Origin of the sequence: Proteus sp. G2609 (assembly GCF_963896135.1) — a bacterium.
Taxonomy (GTDB): domain Bacteria; phylum Pseudomonadota; class Gammaproteobacteria; order Enterobacterales; family Enterobacteriaceae; genus Proteus; species Proteus mirabilis.
In genome coordinates, this window is sequence record NZ_CAWQNB010000009.1 from 31,892 (window position 1) to 58,269 (window position 26,378).

The 26,378-nt window shown below is 38.8% G+C and carries 16 protein-coding genes; 5 read left to right on the plus strand and 11 right to left on the minus strand.

The annotated features are described in order from the left end of the window. Positions 1 to 653 precede the first annotated feature (653 nt). Positions 654 to 1,082 carry a TonB system transport protein ExbD gene (gene exbD, locus AACV01_RS03465; protein ID WP_004245188.1) on the minus strand — a complete coding sequence of 143 codons (429 nt, stop codon included), beginning with the start codon at positions 1,080 to 1,082 and terminating at the stop codon, positions 654 to 656. Between the two features lie 6 nt (positions 1,083 to 1,088). Next, on the minus strand, positions 1,089 to 2,099 hold the full coding sequence (gene exbB / locus AACV01_RS03470) for a tonB-system energizer ExbB (protein WP_161682439.1): 1,011 nt from the start codon (positions 2,097 to 2,099) through the stop codon (positions 1,089 to 1,091). A 330-nt stretch (positions 2,100 to 2,429) separates the two neighbouring features. Here exbB and metC point away from each other — a divergent pair, with 330 nt between their 5' ends. Then, positions 2,430 to 3,623: a cystathionine beta-lyase gene (gene metC / locus AACV01_RS03475; protein ID WP_004245190.1), complete on the plus strand. Its 1,194-nt coding sequence runs from the start codon at positions 2,430 to 2,432 to the stop codon at positions 3,621 to 3,623. A gap of 124 nt (positions 3,624 to 3,747) precedes the next feature. Continuing rightward, positions 3,748 to 4,419, plus strand: a complete 672-nt coding sequence (locus AACV01_RS03480; protein ID WP_004248983.1) for a DedA family protein — start codon at positions 3,748 to 3,750, stop codon at positions 4,417 to 4,419. A gap of 177 nt (positions 4,420 to 4,596) precedes the next feature. Here the strand turns inward: AACV01_RS03480 and AACV01_RS03485 are convergent, their stop codons facing one another. Next, complete coding sequence (locus AACV01_RS03485) at positions 4,597 to 5,379, minus strand: class I SAM-dependent methyltransferase (protein ID WP_004245193.1); 783 nt, start codon at positions 5,377 to 5,379, stop codon at positions 4,597 to 4,599. A 187-nt stretch (positions 5,380 to 5,566) separates the two neighbouring features. On the opposite strand from AACV01_RS03485, the gene AACV01_RS03490 reads away from it, so the two are divergent. The 3 genes from AACV01_RS03490 (at position 5,567) to AACV01_RS03500 (ending at position 14,956) form a co-directional block, all read left to right on the plus strand. Next, entirely contained in the window at positions 5,567 to 6,724 is a 1,158-nt protein-coding gene (locus AACV01_RS03490) for an iron-containing alcohol dehydrogenase (RefSeq protein ID WP_087740912.1), read from the plus strand. Between the two features lie 27 nt (positions 6,725 to 6,751). After that, on the plus strand, positions 6,752 to 7,582 hold the full coding sequence (gene dkgA, locus AACV01_RS03495) for a 2,5-didehydrogluconate reductase DkgA (protein WP_161682441.1): 831 nt from the start codon (positions 6,752 to 6,754) through the stop codon (positions 7,580 to 7,582). Positions 7,583 to 7,879: 297 nt separating this feature from the next. After that, positions 7,880 to 14,956, plus strand: a complete 7,077-nt coding sequence (locus AACV01_RS03500; protein ID WP_161682443.1) for an Ig-like domain-containing protein — start codon at positions 7,880 to 7,882, stop codon at positions 14,954 to 14,956. Positions 14,957 to 15,027: 71 nt separating this feature from the next. Here the strand turns inward: AACV01_RS03500 and AACV01_RS03505 are convergent, their stop codons facing one another. The 8 genes from AACV01_RS03505 to ileS all read right to left on the minus strand — a co-directional run bounded on the left by AACV01_RS03505 (position 15,028) and on the right by ileS (position 26,365). Next, a complete protein-coding gene (locus AACV01_RS03505; RefSeq protein ID WP_012367444.1) occupies positions 15,028 to 15,171 on the minus strand; it encodes a Hok/Gef family protein in 144 nt (47 codons plus the stop codon). A gap of 483 nt (positions 15,172 to 15,654) precedes the next feature. Next, the gene (carB, locus tag AACV01_RS03510) at positions 15,655 to 18,882 is read right to left on the minus strand and encodes a carbamoyl-phosphate synthase large subunit (RefSeq protein WP_049200827.1); all 3,228 of its coding nucleotides are present in this window, start codon (positions 18,880 to 18,882) and stop codon (positions 15,655 to 15,657) included. A gap of 15 nt (positions 18,883 to 18,897) precedes the next feature. Next, positions 18,898 to 20,061: a glutamine-hydrolyzing carbamoyl-phosphate synthase small subunit gene (gene carA, locus AACV01_RS03515; RefSeq protein WP_161682445.1), complete on the minus strand. Its 1,164-nt coding sequence runs from the start codon at positions 20,059 to 20,061 to the stop codon at positions 18,898 to 18,900. Between the two features lie 435 nt (positions 20,062 to 20,496). Continuing rightward, entirely contained in the window at positions 20,497 to 21,318 is an 822-nt protein-coding gene (gene dapB / locus AACV01_RS03520; protein WP_012367441.1) for a 4-hydroxy-tetrahydrodipicolinate reductase, read from the minus strand. A gap of 242 nt (positions 21,319 to 21,560) precedes the next feature. Next, entirely contained in the window at positions 21,561 to 22,514 is a 954-nt protein-coding gene (gene ispH / locus AACV01_RS03525) for a 4-hydroxy-3-methylbut-2-enyl diphosphate reductase (RefSeq protein ID WP_161682447.1), read from the minus strand. After that, positions 22,495 to 22,965, minus strand: a complete 471-nt coding sequence (gene fkpB / locus AACV01_RS03530; protein WP_004245205.1) for an FKBP-type peptidyl-prolyl cis-trans isomerase — start codon at positions 22,963 to 22,965, stop codon at positions 22,495 to 22,497. The genes ispH and fkpB overlap by 20 nt, the downstream gene beginning before the upstream one ends. A gap of 70 nt (positions 22,966 to 23,035) precedes the next feature. Beyond that, positions 23,036 to 23,551, minus strand: a complete 516-nt coding sequence (gene lspA / locus AACV01_RS03535; RefSeq protein WP_026164640.1) for a signal peptidase II — start codon at positions 23,549 to 23,551, stop codon at positions 23,036 to 23,038. A gap of 3 nt (positions 23,552 to 23,554) precedes the next feature. Beyond that, complete coding sequence (gene ileS, locus AACV01_RS03540) at positions 23,555 to 26,365, minus strand: isoleucine--tRNA ligase (protein WP_004245207.1); 2,811 nt, start codon at positions 26,363 to 26,365, stop codon at positions 23,555 to 23,557. Between the last annotated feature and the right edge of the window lie 13 nt (positions 26,366 to 26,378).

The following is a 26,378-nucleotide window of genomic DNA, read 5'->3' on the forward strand; positions in this document are numbered from 1 at the left end:
CTCTTTATATTTTACTCACAACCGACAAAAATATCCGTTGCAGTATAGATAAGTAAATAAAATCAACTTATCAGTAATTGAATGACTGAAAACAACGATCTACCTGGTGTAATAAAAAAAGTAAGTAACCAAAACGGAAACTTAGATAATAAATAAATTAGGCGTTGTTACAGGTTACAACATGTTTCAATTTGTAACTGGAATGCATTATATCCAATAGAATTTTTTGCGCAAGTTTTTTTACACTTAAACCAAATAGAAATAAAAACATTATTAATCATGTGGTTATAGTCATATTTACCATAAGAACAAAAATATTTATCAAATAAAAAGTGAAAAAATATGAATAGTTAACGAATATTGATACTATTGGAACTTTAATAATAGTATCTACTTATTATTAATTGATTCAGCACATAATCACTTAAGTAATTTAATTAATACTGCTATACAAAATTTAATCTAAAGACGATTAATAACATTTAACACTAAAGCTAAATTTTATTTTAGCGCAACTATTAATATACTAGAAAAATAAATAGTACAAAAAGATAACCATATTTATATCTTTGGTGAATAAAAAAGCACTCTATTAATCATTGCAATATGACTGATAGAGTGCTGATATTTTTAAGTATAATATGAGTAAAAAATTAGTTACCCGATGATACGGTTTCCATCCCCACTAGCCCTACTTTGAGGTATCCCGCTTTCCTTAATGAGTCCATTGCCCCCATTAAAGTTTCATAATCGACCGTTTTATCGGCTTGGAAAAAGATAGTCGTTTCTTTATTCGACTGCGTCATAGAATCCAAGACACTGGCCATCGTCTCATGAGTTACCATCTCTTCACCGATAAAAATCTGTTTATCTGATTTAATCGTCAAATAAACAGGTTTTTCTGGCCGAGGTTGAGGCTTGGCACTCGAAGCAGGTAAATTGACTTTAATATCAACCGTCGCTAAGGGGGCTGCTACCATGAAGATAATCAGCAGTACTAACATCACATCAATAAAAGGTGTGACGTTAATATCATGCAATTCATTATCTTCACCTGAATCATTACCAAGATTCATTGCCATAATTCATTACCTTGATTTGCTGTTTTCAATATCTAAGTCACGACTGACTAAGGTCACTACACCTGTTGCAATATCGCCAATTTCACCACGATAACCGGAAATCATACGTGCAAAAATATTGTAAATAATGACCGCAGGGATAGCGGCAATCAAGCCGATGGCGGTTGCTAATAATGCTTCTGCGATACCGGGGGCAACCACCGCTAAGTTGGTAGTTTGAGAATGCGCAATACCAATAAAACTATTCATGATCCCCCAAACCGTACCAAACAAACCGATAAAAGGAGAAATTGCCCCAATGGTCGCTAAATAACCATTACCACGTCCTAATTCACGAATAATAGCGGCGACACGACGCTCCATGCGCATCTCAACACGCTCTTTAATACCGGATGCAACGTGACTCTCTTGAGAGTAAGTACGCTCTAATTCAGCATCATTAAAAAAGTCGGCTGTCGCACTTTTATTGCCAAATTTTTTGCTAATCGCTAATGCCTCTTTGAGGGATTTCGCTTCTACTAATTGCGCACTTTCATTTCTTAAACGACGACGTAATGCTAATAAGTAGCTACCTTTAGCAAAGAACAGCGCCCAAGTGACAATAGAGGCGAGTAGCAAACCGATCATGACACTTTTTACCACGAGATCTGCATTGCGATACATTCCCATAACAGAGAGATCTTCAGCAAATCCCCCTCCAGTGACGATTTCAGGTGTCGCACCTTGCGTGGCATTTTCTGGCTCTAGAGCTGTCTGTGCAGCATCTCCTGTACTCGTCGATGTATTCTCTTCTGCCACTGGTGTTTCAGAAGTTGCAGTTTTGGCTGCTTCCCCCGTTGGCGTTGCCGTATTTTCTGCTGTTGGTGCAATCGTTGTAGTCGCCGTTCCCTGTGTAGAAGCGGTTGAAGAAGTGGCCGTAGTCGCAGGTTGCTCAGTTTGCTTAGCCGGTGTCGTATCCGCAAAAGCAGAGCCTGTCAGACCGATTGCCAATATAATAGAAGCTGTCAAATTACGCATCAGTTGGCCTTTTACTCTCTTTCTTATCTAATTATCTATTCAGTAATGAAGTTTCTATTTCACTACTTACCCAAAATCGTTTATTTACAATCATCCTGTTGCCATCAGGAAAAAGAGAAACGCTCAGATGATATCAAACATGAAGCATTTTGATAGTAATTATCATTACTATTTAGCCATTTTTTTTTCATTTGTCGATTTTTAAGACAATTTTTCGTTATTTCATATAACGTGAAATTTTATCAACTGTCGCGATCCTCTTTTGTACTTCAGTAAAAAATGCATTAACTTGGGGTAAACACATCATTACATAACAAGTAGGTATAAAGGATGACGCAAAAAAAACCAGAAACCTCACTGCTATTAAGTGGTCGATCAAAAAAATATTCACAAGGCGCAGTAAACCCTATTATACAGCGAACTTCATCGGTTATTTTTGATACGGTTGCCCAAAAACGTGAAGCCACCCAAAAACGAGCTGAAGGCGCTCTATTTTATGGGCGAAGAGGTACTACCACGCATTTTGCACTACAAGAGGCACTAACCGAACTAGAACAAGGGACCGGTTGCGCATTATTTCCATCAGGTGCGGCGGCTATTACTCAATCTATTCTTGCGTTTATTGAACAAGGTTGTCATATCCTTGTGACTGGTTCCGCTTACGATCCCACGCAAAATTTTTGTGATCAGATATTAAGTAAATTTTCTGTCACCACAACCTATTTTGATCCCTTAATCGGCACTGAAATTAGTCAATTATTACGCCCTGAAACAAAAATTGTTTTTCTAGAATCACCCGGCTCTATTACGATGGAAGTGCAAGATTTACAAGGTATTATCACTGCGGTAAGACACTATAACCCAAATATTATTATAATGATTGATAATACGTGGGCAGCAGGTTTATTACTTAAACCTCTTACTTTAGGTGCTGATATTTCTATCCAATCAGCGACCAAATATATTATTGGTCACTCAGATGGTATGTTAGGTTTTGCTGTTGCTAATCAACGTTGTTGGCCACAATTACGTGAAAACACGTATTTATTAGGCCAGTGCGCAGATCCGGATACAGCTTATATGGCAGCTCGTGGTTTAAGAACCTTAGCAGTTAGAATGAAACAACATGAGCAAAGTGGATTAGAAATTGCGCGTTGGTTAAAACAGCACCCGCTAGTGGATAATGTCTACCATCCAGCACTCTCTTCTTGTCCGGGGCACACCTATTTTCAACGTGATTTTACTGGAAGTAATGGGTTGTTCTCTTTTAGTCTAAAAAAGATCCTCACCACTGAGGAATTTTCACGTTTTCTGGATAACTTATCCCTGTTTAAAATGGCCTTTTCATGGGGTGGATTTGAATCTCTTATTTTAGGCTATCATCCCAATGATATTAAAGCGATGCGACAATATGACACTCAGCCCACTCTCGCAGGAACCTTATTTAGAGTACATATCGGCTTAGAAAATATTGATGATTTAATTGAAGATCTAGAGCAAGCATTTTTACGTATTTCTAACTAATTCATCTCTTTTTTTATTAAAAAAAAGCTATCCCTGTGGTTTCACAGGGATTAAATCAAACGATCATCTTCTTTTTACGTTAGAATAGCTCTCATATAGTTTTTTTGTGATGCGAGTTCGCCGAATGGGTACATTAAAAGAGATAATTCACGCGCTACTGCAACATGATTATATGGTGCTAGCTGATCCAAATATTTTGTGGATTATTTATATTGTTCTTTTTGTTATTATTATGCTGGAAAATGGGGTTCTACCTGCCGCATTTCTACCCGGCGATACATTATTAATTCTCTGTGGTGCATTAATTGCCAAAGATGTTTTACATTTCTTGCCAACCATTATTGTGTTAGGTACCGCCGCGAGTATTGGTAGCTGGCTTGGCTTTCTGCAAGGCCGCTGGCTAAGTGATACTAAAGTGGTCAAACGTTGGATGGCTCAATTACCCGAACAATATCACCATAAAGCCAATGATCTTTTCCATCGTCGAGGCCTGTACGCACTATTAATTGGCCGTTTTATCGGTTTTGTACGTACATTACTACCAACTTTGGCAGGTTTATCTGAATTACAACAACGTCGCTTCCAACTATTTAACTGGATTAGTGGCTTCTTATGGGTCGGTCTTATTGTCTCATTAGGTTATATACTGAACCTGATCCCTTTTATTCAAAAACATGAAACATTGGTGATGAATATTCTTATGACATTACCAGTATTACTATTAACTGCCGGTTTAATTGGCTCTATTGTGATGTATATTCGTCATCGTAAAAGTAGCAATAACAGCGCCAAATAAGCCATTTCGAGTAACACCAAAAACGCCATTATTTAAAGTAAAAATAATGGCGTTTTTTATGTATTATTCGATGCTGTGACACACGTTCAGTTGTTCATTTTCTTATCTCCTATCCTATTAAGATATTTATAAAACAGATTTATTATTGTAATGGTAATATTTCAACTAATTGATTTATTATATTTTAATGGCTTTCGAAGCAAGAAATGTTGGAATATAACTATCAATTAAAAAACGAGCCTGAGGAGCAAAATCTTCAACAAAATCTTGTAATAAAAAACCTGCTCTTAATTGCCCACCAATCAAATCTGTCAACGAATGACCAAATACAAGTCCGTCTCCCTTTGCAATTTTTTCTTGCAAAATATCTGAAGGTAATGAATTTTGATCACTATAAGGCAAACGATAAGTCGGTCTCATTAATCCTTGTGCACGCAATGCCTGATTTCTGTCATCAACAAAAACTACAGGGTTATAAAAACTCGCCATAAGAACTCCGTTTTTTCTCAATACACGATAACATTCTTGCCAAACAGGATTAACATCAGGTACATAAAGATTTGAAATTGGATGAAAAACAATATCAAAACTTTCATCAGAAAATACCGATAAATCAGCCATATCCCCTTGTTGAGTAGTTAAAGCTAACTGATGTTTTTGTGCCAATTGACTATCTTTACTCAGTTGCCCTTCAGATAAATCAAAAACGGTCACAATGCCACCAGCAGCAGCTAAAATAGGTGCTTGTTGCCCACCTGCTGAAGCTAAGCAGAGTATGTTTTTACCTTTAATATCTGCTAACCACTCCTTTTTAACGGGATTCGGCGTTAAATGTACTTTCCAGTTTCCTTTTTTTGCCTCGATAATTTCTTTATCGTCCACGGGTTTAGACCATTGATTTTGCATTGCGGCTTGTTTATCCCAATGAGCTTGGTTTAATGTTAAATAATGACTTTTCATACTACTCCTTATAAATTAACTACAATTAATAACTATAGTTATGAAAAAAAGGGTTTAACACCCGCATTCATAACCCCGCTGTTATAGTCATGTCATATTATCCCGTCTATATACAGTGAAATAATTTTTCCTAATGATTTGTCATGCTACAGCATATCAAGAACATAAAATTAAGGTGGAAACAACCATGCAAAATTTCACTTATTACTCCCCCACTCGAATTCATTTTGGTCAAGGACAAATTGCAAAATTACGTTCTGAAATTGGGAAAAATGAAAGAATTTTATTAACTTATGGCGGTGGAAGTATTAAGCGCAATGGGATACTTGATCAAGTGCATGCGGCCTTACCAGGGTATCAAATTCATGAGTTTGGCGGTATTGAACCCAATCCTTCGTATGAAACGCTAATGAAAGCTGTTGCTTACGCTCGTTATCACGGTATTACTCATTTACTGGCTGTAGGAGGAGGCTCTGTTGTTGATGGAACCAAATTTATTGCGGCTGCAATACCTTATCAAGGAGAGCCTTGGGAGATTGTCTCTAGCCGAGGTCAGGCAATTGAAAAAGCACTGCCATTAAGCTGTGTACTAACCCTTCCAGCAACTGGCTCTGAAACCAATTGTTTTTCCGTGATCAGTAAAAAACAAACGATGGATAAACAAAGTTTTGCTAGCCCACATGTTTATCCTCATTGCGCTATTTTAGATCCAACTGCAACGTTTTCTTTACCACCAAGACAAACCGCTAATGGCGTTGTTGACGCATTTATTCATATTTTAGAGCAATATCTTACTTATCCGGTAAATGCGCTTGTACAAGATGAATATGCAGAAGGCCTATTAAGGATCTTAATCGAAGAAGGACCGAAAGCCCTCACCTCACCACAAGACTACGATATCCGTGCTAATATAATGTGGACAGCATCCCAAGCACTTAATGGTATTCTTGGTGTTGGAGTACCGCAAGATTGGGCAACCCATGCATTAGGCCATGAAATTACTGCATTACACGGGCTTGATCACGCACAAACCCTCGCGATTGTCTTACCCGCGCTATTAAACGAAAAACGTCAGGAGAAATACGCTAAGTTGATCCAATATGCACAAAAAGTGTGGGGGATCCATCAAGGCTCTGATGCATTTAAAATCGATAGCGCCATCAATGAGACTCGTAAATTCTTTGAACGCATGGGACTAAAAACACGGCTGTCTGACTTTAATATCAGTGAAGCGGATATTCCAGCCTTAGTGCAAAAACTGCAACAACATGGACAAACCGCACTCGGTGAACATCAGGATATCACCTTGGAAGTCAGCCAGCGTATCTATATGGCAGCACTCTAAGTACTTAAAGGCAACTGGAGGTATATAATGAGTAATCCTAAATTGATCCAACTATCTGATGGCAACACTATTCCACAACTTGGACTTGGGGTTTGGCAAGCAGATAATGATCAAGTTATTAAAGCGGTACATCATGCTTTCGACACAGGTTATCGTCTGATTGATACCGCCGCTATTTATCATAACGAAGAAGGTGTTGGTAAGGCATTAAAGCAAAGCACTATTCCTCGAGACGAATTATTTATTACCACCAAATTATGGAACAACGATCAATCCCATGCTCGTGGTGCATTACTTGAAAGCCTTGAGCGATTACAACTTGATTATGTTGATCTCTATTTAATGCATTGGCCAGTGCCATCTCGCGAGCTATACCTTGACGCTTGGAAGCAGATGATTGTGTTACAAAAAGAGGGACTGGTTAAAAGTATTGGGGTATGTAATTTTAAAGAAGAGCACCTTGAGCGCATTATTACAGAAACGGGCGTTTCCCCTGTCATTAATCAGATTGAAATTCACCCATTGATGCAACAAGCTTCATTAAGAGCTTGGAATACCACCCATAATATTGTGACAGAATCATGGAGTCCTTTAGCACAAGGTGGTGAAGGCGTGTTTGACCAACCTATTATTCAGAAACTGGCAGAAAAATACCAAAAAACACCGGCACAAATTGTGTTACGTTGGCATTTAGATAGTGGCTTGGTTGTTATTCCTAAATCAGTTACCCCTTCTCGTATTGAAGAAAACTTCCATATCTTTGATTTCAAATTAGAAAAAGAAGAAGTTGCTGAAATAAAACAACTAGATAAAGGAAAGCGGTTGGGGCCTGATCCTGATATTTTTGTTGATATCTAGTATTTCACGCTCTATAAGTAAGCCAATAGTACTCTTGCTATTGGCTTTTTATTAACTATATCAATGAATATATTTTATATCATTACACTTTAAAATAAGACAAAGTGAATTCATTGTTTTTTAATACATGATTAGCGCATGTCTAACTAAGTCAAATTAAATCTTTATTTACATTTAAAATTTTCATCTGCTATTTTTTATATATTATTAAGTTAATTACTTAAAGTTCAGTTTCTGATATCTAAAAAAACTATAAATACGAAAATCTCATCATTATTTGTTGCGATGAGTTTAAAAATGACGACGTTAAATAATGTACCTTCCCCACGCCCCAGTTCTATTACGAGAAAAGTCGCTTGGCTTAATATTTTTATACAATTAGCATTTCCTATTGTGCCAACCATGCCTACGCAGACTTTTGCCAATGAGAATAATTTTAAAAAACATAATATTAGCGATATAAATCAAAAAAATACTTATCAAGTCAAAGCGGGTGACACCCCAGAATCTATTGCAAAAAAATTTAATATAAAATTATTTAAATTGATTGAAGCTAATCCACAACATGTATCGTTAACGGGTGAGCTAAAAATAAATGATGGAACTATTCTTAATATTCCTAATGAATATTTATTAAAAAAAAAGTGGCTCAATAATCAAGATGAAGCAATCCCCTCTACAGAGGGCGAAGAGCTCGCTAAAATTATTGTTGATAATTCATTTTTACTCAATAAAAATATCGATGTAACACAATATGCAATTAGCCAAATCTCCAGTAAATCCAATCAGAAAATAGAACAATGGCTTAATCAATTTGGGCATGCGCGAGTTTCACTTTCAGCAGATAAAAATCTCACCTTAAAAAATAGCTCAGCGGAATTGTTAATTCCATTATATGAACAAAAAGAGAAGCTGATCTTTGCTCAAACTAACTATCATCGCAAAGATCTTCGTAGCCAATTTAATTATGGTATTGGTTATCGCTATTTTACTGAAAAATTTATGGTCGGCATTAATGGCTTTTATGATCATGATTTAACGCATCATCATAATCGTTTGGGAATTGGCGCCGAAATTTGGCGAGACTATTTCAAATTAAGTTCTAACCATTATCACCGTCTATCAAGTTGGCGAGCCTCTAATAATATCTTAGATTATAGTGAACGCCCTGCGAATGGTTGGGACATTCGAACAGAAGGCTATTTTCCAGCTTATCCACAATTAGGCACTAAATTAATCTTTGAACAATACTACGGTAAAGAAGTTGGTCTATTTGGCAAAGATAAACGGGACAAAAATCCACATACCTACACATTAGGGATTAATTATACTCCGATACCATTAGTCACATTAAATGCCGAGCGTCGTATTGGCTTACATGATCGTGCTGATAATAACTTGAATATCAACTTGTCCTACCGCATAGGAGAATCACTCGCTTCACAACTTAATCCTGATAATGTCAAAGCAATACGTACATTAGCAGGAAGTCGTTATGACTTTGTTAATCGTAATAACGATATGATTTTAGAATATAAAAAGGAAACTTTAGTTTTCCTTTCTATGGTTGATTCAATAAATGGTTATGCTAAAGAGGAGCGCGATTTACAAGTTCAAGTAAAAACAAAATATCCGTTAGCCAATATTGAATGGTCCGCAAGTAAGTTAAATGCCCAAGGCGGGCAAATAAAACATCATGGTGGAACTCACTACACCGTGATTTTGCCTCAATATCAAATTGGTGCAATTGAGAAAAATAGCTATATCATTAGTGCTGTTGCCATTGATACCCATGGCAATCGTTCAGCGCCTGTTCAAACAACGGTTATTGTAGATAAATCGTTAATCAATACGCGTAATAGCCTATTTTCACCTAAACAGAGCCAACTATTCGCTAACGGTGAAGCAACCCAAAAGTTAATATTATCCATCGTTGATAATGATAATTTACCCGTTGATATTGATAGTAAAGAAATTACTTTACAGCAACAGTCTGATACAGAAAAAGGCAATAGCCGTATTTCTACTTTCTCTCGTTTAGCTGCTGGGAAATATCAATTAACGGTTACAGCAGGAAGCATACCGGAAAAATTAACCCTAACCCCCGTATTCCGTGATAATACCTTCAACTCAGCAACCGTGACACTTATTGCCGATAATCAAACTGCCCATATTGCAAAAGGCAACCTAACGGTTACAAAAGATAACGCGCCAGCCGACGGTAAAAGTCAAAATAAAATCAAAGTACGAGTCACTGATAGCAACCACAATCCATTGGCTCATTATCCAGTCAACTTTACTGCCAGTAATGGTGCTAATGTCATTAGCTCAAGAAAAACGGATGAACAAGGTGAGATTATTGCTTCAGTGACTAATACTCAAGTAGGGAGTTCGCAGATTGGTGTACAAGTAAAAGGGATAACCTATTCGACTGAAGTCCATTTTAGTGTGGATAATGATAGCGCCTATATTCCACAACAAAACTTCACGATCACACCACCACTTTCTCTAGCCGATGGTAAAACAGAAAAAACCATTTCATTACAAGTTGTTGATAAGCAAAATAATCCGATACCCGCTACTCATGTGACATTATCGGCAGATAACCAAGCACAATTAAAACAAACCATATTAACCACAGACGAGCAAGGTAAGGCGACCACCACTATGATAAGTAAAGTCGCCGGTACGGTCACCGTGAGGGCCAAAATAAACGACAAGATGACTCACGCGACAACCCAATTTATCGCCAACCAAGCTAAGGGGGTTATTGTCTCCATAACCGCATCCTCTACAACTCATGTCGCAGATGGTCAAACCCCTGTCTTCCTTACTGCATTAGTACAAGATCAGTTTGGTAAGCCGCTCCCTCATGCACAAATTAGCTGGGAAACTGAGCACGATAAAAGTATTGTTAACATTGAACATACCACAATGACTAATGAGCAAGGGATCACCACCAACAAGTTAACCAGTACACAAGCACTCAGTGTGCGGGTAACTGCGCGTATAAATAACAATGCCTTTACTGCTGAGCCAATTACTTTTATTGCTAATGGGCAACAAGCTTTGATTAGTGAATTATTGGTTAATAAAAATCAGATTGTTGCAGATAAGCAAGATCCCGCAGAACTTACTGCAATAGTAACAGATAAACTGGGTAATCAACTTCCTGATACTATTGTTAATTGGCAAGGGAGTGCTGGTACTCAATTTGCTCAGCAACAAACTAAGACCGATGCTCAAGGTATCGCCAAAAATACGCTAACAACATCACAATCAGGTATCACAACCATCACCGCGCGATTAAATAATGGTCAACATGCACAAACTAACTTAGTTGCCGTTGCAGATCTCAAAAGTGCCACTCTCACATTAACGACATTAAATAATAAGCAATCTGCCATAGCAGATAACCAAGATAGCATTACCGTAGTAGCAAACTTAACTGATGCTTATCATAACCCATTGAAAAATATCCCTGTCTATTGGCAATCAAGTATTAATCATATTGATGAAACTACTACTCAAACAGATGAAAAAGGCAGAACGCAAGTTGTCATTTCAGGAACCAAAGCACAGCCAACAACAATTACCGCCTATTTATCAAATAAAGAGAAAAAAAGCATTCAGGTAACCTTTGTTGCGGGAGCGCCAGTGCAACAAAATAGTTATTTGACGATTGAACCACAATCTATCATTGCCGATGGTAATGCCTTTGCTGTGGGTAAAATAGACCTGCGTGATAAATTTGATAATCCGGTAATAGGTCGTAGTAACGATATTGCGTTAATTGGGGATAACAGCACCATCCAATTCAGTAAAATCACAGAAACGGCTAACGGCAATTATCAAGCTCATATTAGAGGTACAAAAGCGGGACTCAGTCAAATTACCGCCACTATTGATAGTATTACGGTAACGCAATCTTTAGGATTTTTAACAGATAATAAAACAGTCAAGATCCACTCCGTTAAGGTTATGGCACCTTATACCGTAACAGCGAATGGTAAAGACAAAGTCATTATTCAAGCACAAATCACCGATAAACATAACAATCCAGTATCAAAAGGCGTTACTGTCGGTTGGATAAGTGATCTCGGTAAGCTTGCAGCACCATTAAGCATGACCAATAAGCAAGGAATAGCTGAAATTACCCTCTCAAGTACTCAGGCAGGAAAAGCGAAAGTAACGGCAGTGCTCAATAACCAACAATCTGTCAATGCTGATCACATTGTCACCTTTACGGAAGGTGATATTTCGGCCTCTCTTTCTACTGTTGCCATATTCCCTGACACTATTGTAGCAGGGGCAAATAAAGCGACCGTAACAATAACCTTAAAGGATAAAGAAGGTAATTTATTGCCCAACTTAGCCAATAAAATCACCTTAACGCCGCAGACTAATTTACAAACAACGATTACGCCCTTTAAAGAGAAACAAAAAGGCATTTATCAAGCCCAAGTGAGCGCATTAAAAACCGGAAAAACCTCGTTATCGGCTCACGTTGCTCCATTAGCAATAAAACAATCCGTTTCTTTAACGGTGCTCCCTAATAACACAACAGCAAAGGTGAAAAACTTTACTATTAGCAATATGCAACCACATGCTGGGGAGTCTATTACTTATAAAGCCTATTTAGTTGATAACCATGATAATCCTGTCGGTATGGGTGTACCTGTCGCTTGGTCAACGAATGAAGGTAGTCAACTCGAAACACCATTAACTTTTACAGATGATAATGGTGTAGCAATAGTTGGATTATCTCGACGCTCTGTCGGTGTTGCCAAAGTCAGCGCAATATTAGCAACAGGTACTTATATAGCAGATGATGTTCACTTTTTAACGGGTCACATTGATGAAACGATGTCAGAACTGTCGTTGAACCCGAGTCAAATCATTGCTAATGGCAAAGATAAGGCATTATTGACATTTGTTATTAAAGATAAAAATGGAAATATCATCCCCAACCAACAAGTAAGCGGATTTTCTAAAAATCCAACCATCAAATTTAGTCAAGCACAACAAATATCACCGGGACGCTATGAGATTGAAATAACAGGAACTCAATCGGGCACAGCACAGATTGGTGTTATGGTAAATGGCACCCATTTCAAAAAACAAAAAATATTACAACTTAATGCCGATGTGACGACATGGAAAATACGCGCTGTTGAGGTTGATAGAACAACCATAACCGCAGGAGATAAAGGTGTTAACTACCAAGCAACTGTCGTTGATGCCAATAATAATGTATTACCTAATGTTATTGTGTCATGGAAATTACTCGGATCAGCAGATGATTATCATTACAGCACTTATACTAATGATAAGGGGATAGCAACGAATCGAGTGACTAGTCATGTCTCGGGACGCTTGAAGATGAGCGCTTATCTTGATTCTAATAATTATAAATCAACACAAGATATTACTGTAATACCGGCTGAAATAGATATTCATAAATCAACCTTTAATAGTCATCGTCGTTCTATAAATGCTGATAATAAAGATAGTACGTTATTAAGCGTAAAATTAATGGATAAATACGGTAATACCATTGATGGTAAGAATGTTGAGATTAAAACTATCAGTGGTAAGCCTAATTTTAGTGACAATCCATTAAAGTCAGTGGGCAATGGTGAATATCAAACAAATGTTACAGCAAATACGATGTCCGATATTATCTTAACCGCTCAAGCTGAAACAATAACTATCGCAGAGCCATTGACGATTAAAGTGGCTATCCCTAAATCTGAAATTACCTTTGAGAAACCTATCCAACAGGAAATCTACAAATCAACTGTGATTGATGCGTTAAGTTATAAAGGTGTACCACAAAATATGCAGGTAATATGGTCAAGCTCTGATCCTACTGTTGCTTCCATTGATACAACAAGTGGGCAAATCTCCATGAAAAAGGCTGGTACTACAATTATTACCTTACAAACCTTAGGTAATGAGCAATATCCATCAGCTAAAAATAGCTATCCTTTAGTGATAGAAAAAGCGCCACCCAAACTGAAAGTAACCTCTCCTCACACCATACAATCGATCTGGAATGATGGCATTACCCATCAAATAACAGCGGAATTTGATAATCCAGAGGTTAAAAATACCCCCATTCATTTCTCTAGTAGCGATACCTTGGTAGCCACCATTGATAGTAAAGGTAACTTAACCGCCATTAAACCAGGAAAAACAAAAATAGTAATACAAAGTGATGCTACAGATAAATTCCTAGCTGATAGACAAACTGTAGACTATCAGCAAGAAAAAGCTGCACTAAGTTATTATTTTAAAAAGAATTATATTGTATTAACACCTGATTCTGCTGCAGATAAATTATTGATGGCTCAAAGCCCTACGCCAGATGTCCCCGTTGAAGCGAATGCAACTTGGTATAGTAGTCAACCTAACATAGTTGAAATCACCCCAGATGGGATTATCAAAAACCTTAATATTGGGCAAACAACATTAACACTTGAGGTGAAAAATAATAATTATTTTCAAGATCATGAGCAAAGCTATAACGTCATTATACAAGCATCGCCTCGCATCAAAATTAACTCATTTGAGTTTCTATCTGCGGGAGAGAGCAAATCAAATACACATTTGGATGATTTAACTTGGCAACCTTTATACACTTCAGACGATCAGTTTATTGTTAAATGGTCTTCATCAGACACACCTAAAGCGATTAACTTCGAGTTATTTGATGAAAACGGCACTTCTATCGCCTTAGAAGAAAGACAAAACTATGCACCTAAATATAATATACATGACCCAGTAAAAATTCAGGTACCGAAACAATATCTAACCAGTCCAAAACAATTAACACTAGAAGTCACAACCTTTGATAGTAATAATCAGCCTTATGTCGATCCTAAAAAGTATAAAATTAATATTGACTATTTTCCTGCCAATAACGCATATAAAATAATCTCTCTTGATTATAATTCTAAATTTATCTATACAGATACAGGTACCCTTGCTTCATCTTGTCAAAATGGTTGGTCAACCACTACAACACATCTTATTTTAACGCCAAGATTAGTATTTAAAGGTGAGCCGAAAAAGTTACTTTATCCCATTTATATTACTACGGAATTATATGATGTAACATTAAATCCATCGGATAAACTCATCGGACATATTAATGAGAAATTAACTTATCCAGATAAGATTATATTTAGCGAGCATTCTAAAAAAATAGCTGAAATATCGCCGACATCAGCACACTACGCATTAGACGAAGAATGTAGAATTAATGATTCTGGTCATGGTACGTTAAAAGCAAATATAACCATAGGTAACAGATCCAGTTATCTTAAAAAAGAATTTCATTGGGATGGCCAAATAGGGGGATATTTTTAAAGACCGGGTGCTTGTACCACATATCTCACAACTTGAACAAAAATTGGGGGGAGGAAACCTCCCCCATCAAGCTATTGATGACACATCAAAATAGCTTGAACGACCATGTTTCCGTTACTAATGTTAAGCGAACATAATCGTTCACCGACAATTAAAGCAAACATAAGTACCGTCACACAGACAACCGTAATGCCAAATAAGGTTATTTTCGTCAATTTGATTGACTCCTTTTAATAAAGGAGGCAGAATCAAGTTGTTGAGCTTTGAGACTGCCTCGGATTTTATGAAAATAAAATTCGGGGCTTTTGTCTTTTTGGCTCTAGCGCAATGCTTGAACCAAAACGATCCAAGCACCCACCGCTATAGTAGCAGAATTTTCCCTCACCTCTATACCTTACTGGTAGTATTTTTTTAAAATTAATCAAATTAAAACAACATGTTACATGAATAACTAATAAATATTCTTGTTGACACTGACATCTAAAAAAGACAAAATCAATCCGCTAAAACAAAGAAATTTACTTATTTTATTTTCTTGCCTCCATTCTTGAAAAAAGATCTGCACCCACCTCTTTGTTTTGCACTCGCCCTACATGTCGTTATGTGGGGCTTTCTTTTTTCTATTACATAGAAAAAAAGAAAAATCCCGAATAGGTAATTAATACCTATTCGGGATTGTTATAACAACAACTAAAAAATTAAGATTTTTTTATCTTTGCATGCATCTCTTGGACTGAAATAACATCAATAGTAGGATCAGCACTCAATGACAGTGTTGTCGCAAATCCGCCATTTAATGTAGTGTCATAGTGAACTTTATATTGTAATGCACTACGGCGGATCAGTTTTGAATCCTCAATAGCTTGGCGACCGGCAGTCGTATTGACAATATAGTCATACTCACCATTTTTAATTCTATCTTGAATATGAGGTCGCCCTTCATGCACTTTATTCACTAGGCGAGGATTGATACCGGCTTCCCCCAAGACAATGGCAGTACCATGTGTTGCATCTAACTCAAAACCATTTTTCAATAGCTTAGTTGCTAAATCAACGACACGCTTTTTATCACCTTCGCGAACCGAAAGTAGCGCTCTTCCTTTTTTCTTCATGGTGGAATTGCTACCTAACATCGCTTTAGCAAAAGCTTGTGCAAAAGTAGCACCAACCCCCATCACTTCACCGGTAGATCGCATTTCAGGCCCTAAAATAGGATCGACACCTGAGAATTTATTAAAGGGAAGTACCACCTCTTTAACCGAGTAGTAAGGAGGGATCACCTCTTTGGTAACGCCTTGCTGTTCAAGACTTTGTCCTATCATCACTCGAGCAGCAACTTTTGCTAATGGCACACCGGTTGCTTTAGAGACAAAAGGCACTGTACGTGCGGCACGAGGATTCACTTCGATAAGATAAACATCATTACCTTTCACCGCAAACTGTACGTTCATCAACCCTTTAACGCCTAATTCAAAAGCGAGTTCACGTACTTGCTTGCGCATTATATCTTGAATATCTTGGCTTAAAGTATAAGCAGGTAGAGAGCAAGCAGAGTCTCCAGAGTGAACACCCGCTTGTTCGATATGCTCCATAATACCGCCTATCACCACTTGCTGACCGTCACAAATCGCATCAACATCTACTTCAATGGCATCATCTAGGAATCGGTCTAACAGTACGGGAGCATCATTAGAAACACTGACCGCCGTTTGGAAATAACGACGTAAATCAATTTCATCGTAAACAATTTCCATTGCTCGTCCACCAAGGACATAAGATGGACGTACCACCAGCGGGTAACCAATAGATTTTGCCTTCTCTACCGCTTCTTCTAATGTCGTCACTGTGGCATTTTCTGGTTGTTTTAACCCTAACTTATCCACGGCTTTTTGGAAACGTTCTCTGTCTTCTGCCTTATCGATTGCATCAGGACTGGTGCCGATAACAGGCACCCCTTCAGCTTCTAAAGCTCTTGCTAATTTTAATGGCGTTTGACCACCATATTGCACAATCACGCCTTGTGGTTTTTCGATCCGTACAATTTCTAATACATCTTCAAGGGTGACTGGCTCAAAATAAAGTCTATCGGAGGTATCATAATCCGTTGAAACCGTTTCTGGATTACAATTGACCATAATGGTTTCATACCCATCTTCCCGTAATGCTAGAGCGGCATGAACACAACAATAATCAAACTCTATCCCCTGACCAATACGATTTGGACCACCACCTAAGACCATCACTTTAGGTTTGTCTTGATTTGGATCCGACTCACACTCTTCTTCATAAGTGGAGTACATATAAGCGGTATCCGTAGCAAATTCTGCCGCACAAGTATCAACCCGTTTATAAACTGGGTGTAATTGATATTGTTCTCTTAATTGGCGAATGGTTTGCTCTTTCACATTCAAGATATTAGCTAGGCGCGCATCAGCAAAACCTTTACGTTTTAATTGACGCAAGAAATCAGCATTTAGACCAGCTAAACCAAGTTGTGCCACTTGCTCTTCTAGGCGAACAATCTCTTCTATTTGCACTAAGAACCAACGATCGATATTGGTGAGATTAAACACCCCATCAACCGACATTCCAGCGCGGAAAGCATCCGCGATATACCAAATGCGATCCGATCCGGCTTCTTTTAATTCACGACGAATTTTGGTGAGCGCTTCAGGATCGTCGAGGTTTACTTTAGGATCAAACCCAGTTGCACCAACCTCTAGTCCGCGTAATGCTTTTTGCATTGACTCTTGTTGAGTGCGCCCAATAGCCATCACCTCACCAACAGATTTCATTTGCGTGGTTAAACGGTCATTGGTACCGGCAAATTTTTCAAAGTTAAAGCGAGGGATTTTAGTCACTACATAATCAATAGAAGGTTCAAAAGAGGCTGGGGTTCTTCCTCCAGTGATATCATTCATCAACTCATCGAGGGTATAACCTACTGCAAGTTTTGCCGCGACTTTTGCAATTGGGAAACCTGTTGCTTTTGACGCTAATGCTGATGAGCGAGAAACACGAGGGTTCATTTCAATAACTATTAAACGCCCTGTTTTAGGATCAACGGCAAATTGCACATTGGAGCCACCGGTTTCAACCCCAATCTCGCGTAATACGGCCATCGAGGCATTACGCATAATTTGATATTCTTTGTCTGTTAGCGTTTGCGCTGGAGCAACCGTGATAGAGTCACCAGTATGAATACCCATCGCATCAAAGTTTTCAATGGAGCAAACGATAATACAGTTATCATTTTTATCGCGCACCACTTCCATTTCATACTCTTTCCAGCCAATTAATGATTCATCAATTAATAGTTCATTGGTCGGTGATAAATCTAAACCTCGAGTACAAATTTCTTCAAATTCTTCACGATTATAGGCGATCCCGCCCCCTGTTCCCCCCATAGTAAATGAAGGGCGAATAATACAAGGGAAACCCACTTGGTCAGCCACTGCAAATGCTTCGTCCATAGTATGAGCGATGCCTGAACGAGCCGTATCCAGACCAATTTTTTTCATCGCTTTATCAAAGCGTTGTCTATCTTCCGCTTTATCAATAGCATCAGCCGTTGCACCTATCATTGTTACGCCAAATTCAGCTAACACCCCTTGACGCTCTAATTCTAAGGCACAGTTTAATGCCGTTTGTCCGCCCATTGTCGGTAATATGGCATCAGGGCGCTCTTTCTCAATAATCTTTCTGACCACTTGCCAATGAATAGGCTCAATATAAGTGGCATCTGCCATTTCAGGATCTGTCATAATGGTAGCAGGATTTGAATTTACCAAAACAACACGATATCCCTCTTCGCGCAGTGCCTTACACGCTTGTGCGCCTGAATAGTCAAATTCACACGCTTGACCAATCACAATCGGGCCTGCACCTAAAATCAGGATTGTTTTAATATCTGTTCTTTTAGCCATTTTTTCACTCCTGATTTATTTGTTTGTCACTGATTGCAGGTTTTGACGATATTGCTCAATAAGTTCAATAAAGTGATCAAAAAGCGGTGCCGCATCATGAGGCCCTGGGCTCGCTTCTGGGTGACCTTGGAAACTAAATGCAGCTTTATCTGTGCGATGAATACCTTGTAGCGAACCATCAAATAGTGATTTATGTGTCACCCTTAAACAATCAGGTAACGATACTTCATCAACAGCAAAGCCGTGGTTTTGGGCGGTGATCATCACACTGTTATTATCTAAATCTTTAACGGGATGATTGCCACCATGATGACCAAATTTCATTTTTACGGTTTTTGCACCACTCGCCAAGGCTAATAATTGGTGCCCTAAGCAGATACCAAATACTGGAATATCGGTAGTTAAGAAAGTTTGGATGGCGTCAATTGCATAATCACAGGGCTCTGGATCCCCCGGACCATTAGAGAGAAAAATGCCATCAGGTGAGAGCGCTAACACTTCTTGGGCTAAGGTTTGTGCTGGAACCACTGTTACTCGACAGCCTCTATCCACCAGCATACGTAAAATATTACGTTTCACACCAAAATCATAGGCCACCACATGTAAAGGGAGATCTTGTGGTGATTTAGTGGCGGGCAACTCCCCTTTTAATGTCCAACTGCCTTGTGTCCATTGATAAGGTTGTTTCACTGTCACCGTTTTCGCCAAATCCATTCCTTTTAATCCTGGAAACGCTTTCGCTTTTTCAAGCGCTTGTTTAGCATCAAGATGAGTGCCTGCGATAATACAACCGTTTTGTGCGCCTTTTTCTCTCAATAATCGCGTCAATTTACGTGTATCAATATCAGCTATCGCCACAATCTGATGACGTTTAAGGTAATCGGCTAAGCTCTCTTCGGCACGATAATTACTCATCACTAGGGGTAAATCGCGAATAATTAACCCTTGAGCATGGATAGTTGCTGATTCTTCATCTGAGGAATTAACGCCGGTATTGCCAATATGAGGATAGGTGAGAGTAACAATTTGTTGGGAGTAAGAAGGGTCGGTTAATATTTCTTGGTAACCGGTCATGGAAGTATTAAAAACGACTTCACCGATAGCAGCGCCTTCTGCGCCTATCGACCTGCCGTGGAATTCGGTCCCATCTTCTAGAACCAGTATAGCTGATTTAATCAAAACGCCCTCCAGAGAATAATAAATCACATTTCATGCATATTAATTCAGATTTAAGACTCTAAATCAATGCCAAAAACATAAATTTGGGCAAATTTTTGGCAAATTGGGCGCATTCTAAAGATCCCATGAGCAGATGTCTAGAAAAAACACTCTTTTAATTAAAAAAATATCAATCATTAGCAATTTAATCAGCTAAGTGACAATTTCCATCACCCATCTTACAAATTTAACCGTTTGCTTACCAAGATATTTTAAAAAGATGATAAAAAAAAGAAAAAAAGAGACTTAAGCGAAATTTTAACTATAAAAACGGAAGAAAACAAAGGAAATTATTAAAAAATAAAAACAACAAACAAAAACTATACAAACAACAATAAAAACCCATAAATAATATAAATAATCATGGGTTTTCAAGGAATTAAATATAAAACAAAATCATAATTCTTCTAAAGAAAGCACATCTTTCATATTATAAAGACCAGATTTTTTTTCACTTAGCCAAATAGCTGACTTAACTGCGCCATTTGCGAAGGTCATTCGACTCGATGCCTTATGGCTAATCTCTACTCGCTCACCAATATCTGCAAAAATAGCAGTGTGTTCACCCACAATATCCCCTGCACGAATAGTCGCAAAGCCAATACTGCGAGGATCACGTTCTCCTGTATGTCCAACTCGTTGATAAACCGCACAATCTTTCAGATCACGACCTAAAGTCTCTGCAATCGACTCGCCCATCGCTAAGGCCGTACCAGATGGTGCATCAACCTTATGACGATGGTGAGCTTCTACAATTTCAATATCACTATAAGATCCCATCACTTTAGCTGCCTTTTCTAATAATTTAAGCACTAAATTAACGCCAACACTAAAGTTAGCAGCAAAGACAATAGGAATAGTTTGTGCAGCACAATTAATGGCTTTTTTACCTTCTTCATCAAAACCGGTAGTTCCAATAATCATGCCTTTATGATGCTCAACACAAAATGCCAGATGGGACAACGTACCCTCTGGACGCGTAAAATCGATTAAAATATCAAATTGCCCGACTTGAGCTAATAAATTATCAGTAACAGTGATACCGATATGACCAATTCCCGCTAACTCTCCTGCATCAGCCCCTATCAATGAAGAATTAGTACGTTCAAAAGCAGCACCTAATACCACACCTTGTTGCTGATTAATCGCTTGGATCAGCTGGCGCCCCATACGCCCTCCAGCCCCCACTACCGCAAGACGAAGTTCTGTTGCAGACATAATCTATGTTCTCCTTAGTAACACTTATGATCTTTATTAATACTTTACAGATTAACGATGTCATTCGTTTGATGCCAGCATTTAACGACGATAATAAGAAAAACGAACAAAAGGATAGAGATCATCAGCAAAAGCGATGAACCGCATGATTATTCATTAAATTTTACGATTTATAAAAAAGGAGATAAAAAAAGCAGAGCCTTGGCTCTGCTTGGTAAATTAAATGTTTATAGCTATTGTTATTATTCGACTACTTTATAGTCAAGACGTAACTCTTTTGGCACTTCAAAAACAATGTTTTCTTCTCTGCCAGATAGCTCAATCACTTCTTCTGCACCAAAGGCCTTTAATCGTGCTAAGACTTGTTGAACTAAAATATCTGGTGCTGATGCTCCTGCTGTCACCCCAACAATATTGGCATGGCTTACCCATATTTCATCAATATCTTCAGCACTATCGATTAAATAAGAGGGTTTGCCTGCACGTTGTGCAAGCTCTGCTAATCGATTTGAGTTAGATGAGTTTTTAGAGCCAACAACAAACACGACATCGGCACGCTCTGCAAGCTCTCGAGCAGCTTCTTGACGATTGGTTGTCGCATAGCAGATATCATCTTTACGAGGCCCGATGATTTTAGGGAATCGCTTATTTAAGGCATCAATCACTTCGGAAGTATCATCGACTGATAATGTGGTTTGTGTCATAAAGCAAAGATTATATTCATCTTTCACTTTTAGTTTCCATACATCATCTGGCGATTCAACCAAATACATTCCCCCTTCTGGGTTATTGTATTGCCCCATCGTCCCTTCAACTTCTGGGTGTCCGGCATGGCCAATTAAAATGGCCTCTTTACCTTTACGGCTCGCCCTTGCGACTTCCATATGTACTTTGGTCACTAAAGGACAAGTGGCATCAAAAAGCATCGTTAAATTACGAGAGCGTGCCTCTTGGCGAATAGCTTGAGAAACACCGTGTGCTGAGAAGATCAAAATAGCGTTATCCGGCACTTCGGAGATTTCTTCAATAAAAATAGCACCACGTTCGCGTAAATCATTGACTACATAGCGATTATGAACCACTTCGTGGCGTACATAAATTGGCGCGCCATAGATTTCTAATGCACGTTCAACAATGCTGATAGCTCGGTCAACACCCGCACAAAAGCCTCGTGGGTTAGCCAGCAATATTTGCATTTGTTGTTTCCTCCTGTGGATCAATACTGACGACTTCAATATCAAATGTGACATCTTGTAACGCTAATGGATGATTAAAATCGACAGTAACAGAATCTTCCGTCACTTCCTGCACAATTCCTGGCATTTCATTACCATTCATTGCCGTAAACAGCATAATGGTACCTGTTTCAGGAATACCGGATTGCGCAAAATCAGAAGGCATAAAGTATTGAATAAGATCAGGATTATATTTACCAAAAATATGCTCCCCCGCAAGCGTGAAGGTTTTCTTTTCCCCTTCTTTAAGTCCTACCAACTCTGCTTCTAAAGCAGGCGATAAGCTTTCATCACCAAGACGAAATAACGCCGGTTTTCCATGTGCTTGTGTAGATTCAGCAACAGAGCCGTCTGCCAATTTTAAGGTGAAATTCAGCAATACCGCACTATTATTGAGGATCTGCATACTCATACTAATACCTTCTATTAAGCGTAACCCCCGCCATTAGGCAGGGGTTATTTTAGTTAACTGATCTGTCAGATTACTTCTGCTTGTTGGCTTCTTGTGGGCTAGCATTCTTATCAGGGAAAAAGCTCTCAATGATAATTAAACCTGCACCAAGACAAATAGACACATCAGCAATATTAAAAGTAGGCCAATGCCAATCACCGACATAAAAGTCCAGAAAATCGATGACAAATCCATGGATCAGACGATCAGAAAGATTACCCAATGCTCCGCCTATAATAAGCGCATAAGCAATATTACTTAGCTTGGCACTCGCTTTATTTTTATACATCATCACCACTAAGACAATGCAGATTGCCAGTGCGATTAATGCAAAAAACCAACGTTGCCATCCGCCTTTATCGGCTAAAAAGCTAAAAGCTGCGCCATAGTTATGAGCATAAGTGAAGTTGAAAAAAGGCATGACAGCCACAGATTCATACAGACGGAATGTCTGCATGAAATACTGTTTTGTACCTAAGTCCAACACCACTACAGCAATAGCCAACCAGAGCCAGCGTAAACCTGTAGAGCAAAGTGTTTTCTTCATCAATTAAGCAAACTTACGTTCTTCACCGTTACCGGCTACGTTAGTAACACAGCGACCACATAAATCAGCGTGTTCCGCCACTTGACCAATGTCAGTTGCATAGTGCCAGCAACGTGGACATTTTTCACCTTGCGCTTTACTCAAGACAATTTTCAGCCCCGCCATATCAGATGCTAACGCGTTTTCTGGCGCATCATGAATATCAGCAACGGTCGCTTGAGAGGTAAGTAAAACAAAACGCAATTCGTTTCCTAATGCATTCAGTTTTTCCGCTAAGGCTTTATCCGCATACAGTGTTACTGCCGCTTCTAAAGAGCCACGTAGTTGCTTATCGGTACGAGCTTGCTCTAACACCTTATTGACTTCACTACGAACGGCTAATAATTCCGCCCAGTACTCATCATTTAAGGTTTCAGATGCCTCTAAACCAAATAAATCTGTGTACCATTCTTGAGTGAACACAAATTTCGCACGCTCACCCGGTAACTGTGCCCAAATCTCATCCGCAGTGAACGACATAATTGGTGCCATCCAACGTACTAATGCTTCGATAATATGGTATAGCGCAGTTTGACAACTACGGCGAGCAACACTGTCGCTTTTCGCAGTGTATTGTCTGTCTTTAATGATATCTAGATAGAAAGATCCCATTTCTACTGAGCAGAACTGCATTAGACGCTGAATAACATTATGGAAATCGTAGTTTTCATAATGCTTGAGGATATCTTCCTGTGCCGCTTTCGCACGACCGACCGCCCAACGATCAAGTATTACCATCTCTTCAGGTTTAACTTGATGTTTAGCTGGATCAAAGCCATTTAAGTTCGCTAAGAAGAAACGCGCTGTATTACGAATACGACGATAAGTATCAGCAGAACGTTTTAAGATCTCATCGGAAACCGCAATTTCACCCGTATAATCGGTGGAGGCAACCCATAAACGTAAAATATCCGCACCCAGTTTGTTCATTACATCTTGAGGGCTAACAGTATTACCAATGGATTTCGACATTTTACGGCCTTGTCCATCTACGGTAAAACCGTGTGTTAATACTTCACGATAAGGCGCTTTGCCTTTAATTGCCGTTGAAATCATAAGAGAAGACATAAACCAACCACGATGTTGGTCTGAACCTTCTAAATAGAGATCAGCTGAATTACCATGGAATTCAGGACGAGCATCAACTACGGTTGAGTGCGTTGATCCTGAATCAAACCAAACATCAAGTGTGTCAGGTGTTTTCATGTAGTCATCAGCTTCATCACCCAACAGTTCGCGGATATCTAAGTCCCACCAAGCTTGAATACCACTCACTTCTACACGCTTAGCGACTTCTTCCATTAACTCTAGAGTACGAGGATGAGGCTCTTGTGTTTCTTTATGCACAAACAGCGACATTGGTGTTCCCCAAGTACGCTGACGAGAAATACACCAGTCAGGACGGTTTTCCACCATTGACTCAATACGTGCTTGGCCCCAATCAGGGATCCATTTAACACCTTTGATCTCTTTTAAGGATTGTTGACGTAATCCATTTTTATCCATACCGATAAACCATTGTGGAGTGGCACGGAAGATAACCGGTGTTTTATGTCGCCAACAGCAAGGATAACTATGTTGCATTGCTTCATGATGTAATAGAGCACCCTTTTCTTTTAGTAACTCAACAATCACATCATTAGCTTTAAAAACAAACACACCATCTAAGGTCGGATACGTATTAGGAAGATAACAACCATTAGGTCCAACCGGATTAGCCACTTCTAAACCATATTTTTGACCAATAACAAAGTCATCAGGACCATGACCCGGCGCGGTATGAACAGCCCCTGTACCGGCATCTAATGTAACGTGATCGCCTAAAATGGCTGGCACATCAAAGCCCATAAATGGGTGATTGAAGCGCAATAATTCTAAATCACTACCTTTACATTCACCTAAAACAGCCCAGTCTGTGACACCGATACGTTTCATAACGTGTTCAACTAAGTCTGCCGCTAAAATGACGCACTCATCATTAAATGAAACTAATGCGTAATTAAATTCGCCATTTAATGCAATTGCACGGTTAGCAGGTAATGTCCATGGTGTGGTAGTCCAAATAACTAAAGAAATAGGTTTATCAGTGACGACACCAAATTTAGCCGCTACAGCGTTTGAATCAACCGCACGGAAACGCACATCGATAGAAGGAGAGGTTTTATCGTAATATTCCACTTCCGCTTCAGCTAGCGATGAACCACAAGCCGTACACCAGTGAACAGGTTTTGCCCCTTTTAATAGGTGACCATTAGCGATAATACGCGCTAATGCACGAATAGTATTGGCTTCCGTTTTGTAGTCCATAGTGAGATAAGGTTTGTCCCAATCTCCTAGCACACCTAAACGAATAAAATCTTTTTTCTGCGCCTCTATTTGCTCATAAGCATATTTACGGCACTCCTCGCGGAATTGAGCTGCAGAGACTTTTTCTCCTGGTTTACCTACAATTTGTTCAACTTTTAATTCAATAGGTAATCCGTGACAATCCCATCCTGGAATGTACGGAGAATCAAAGCCTGACAGCCCTTTGGATTTAATAATAATATCTTTGAGAATTTTGTTTACTGAGTGACCAATATGAATATTGCCGTTGGCATAAGGAGGGCCATCATGCAAAATAAATGTTTTCTTACCACTTTTAGCTTGACGAATAGCTTGATACAAACCTTCTTTGTACCAACGTGATAACATTTCTGGTTCGCGCTTTGCTAAATCCCCGCGCATAGGGAACCCTGTTTCTGGTAAGTTCAGGGTATTTTTATAGTCACTCATTCGATTCTCAGTT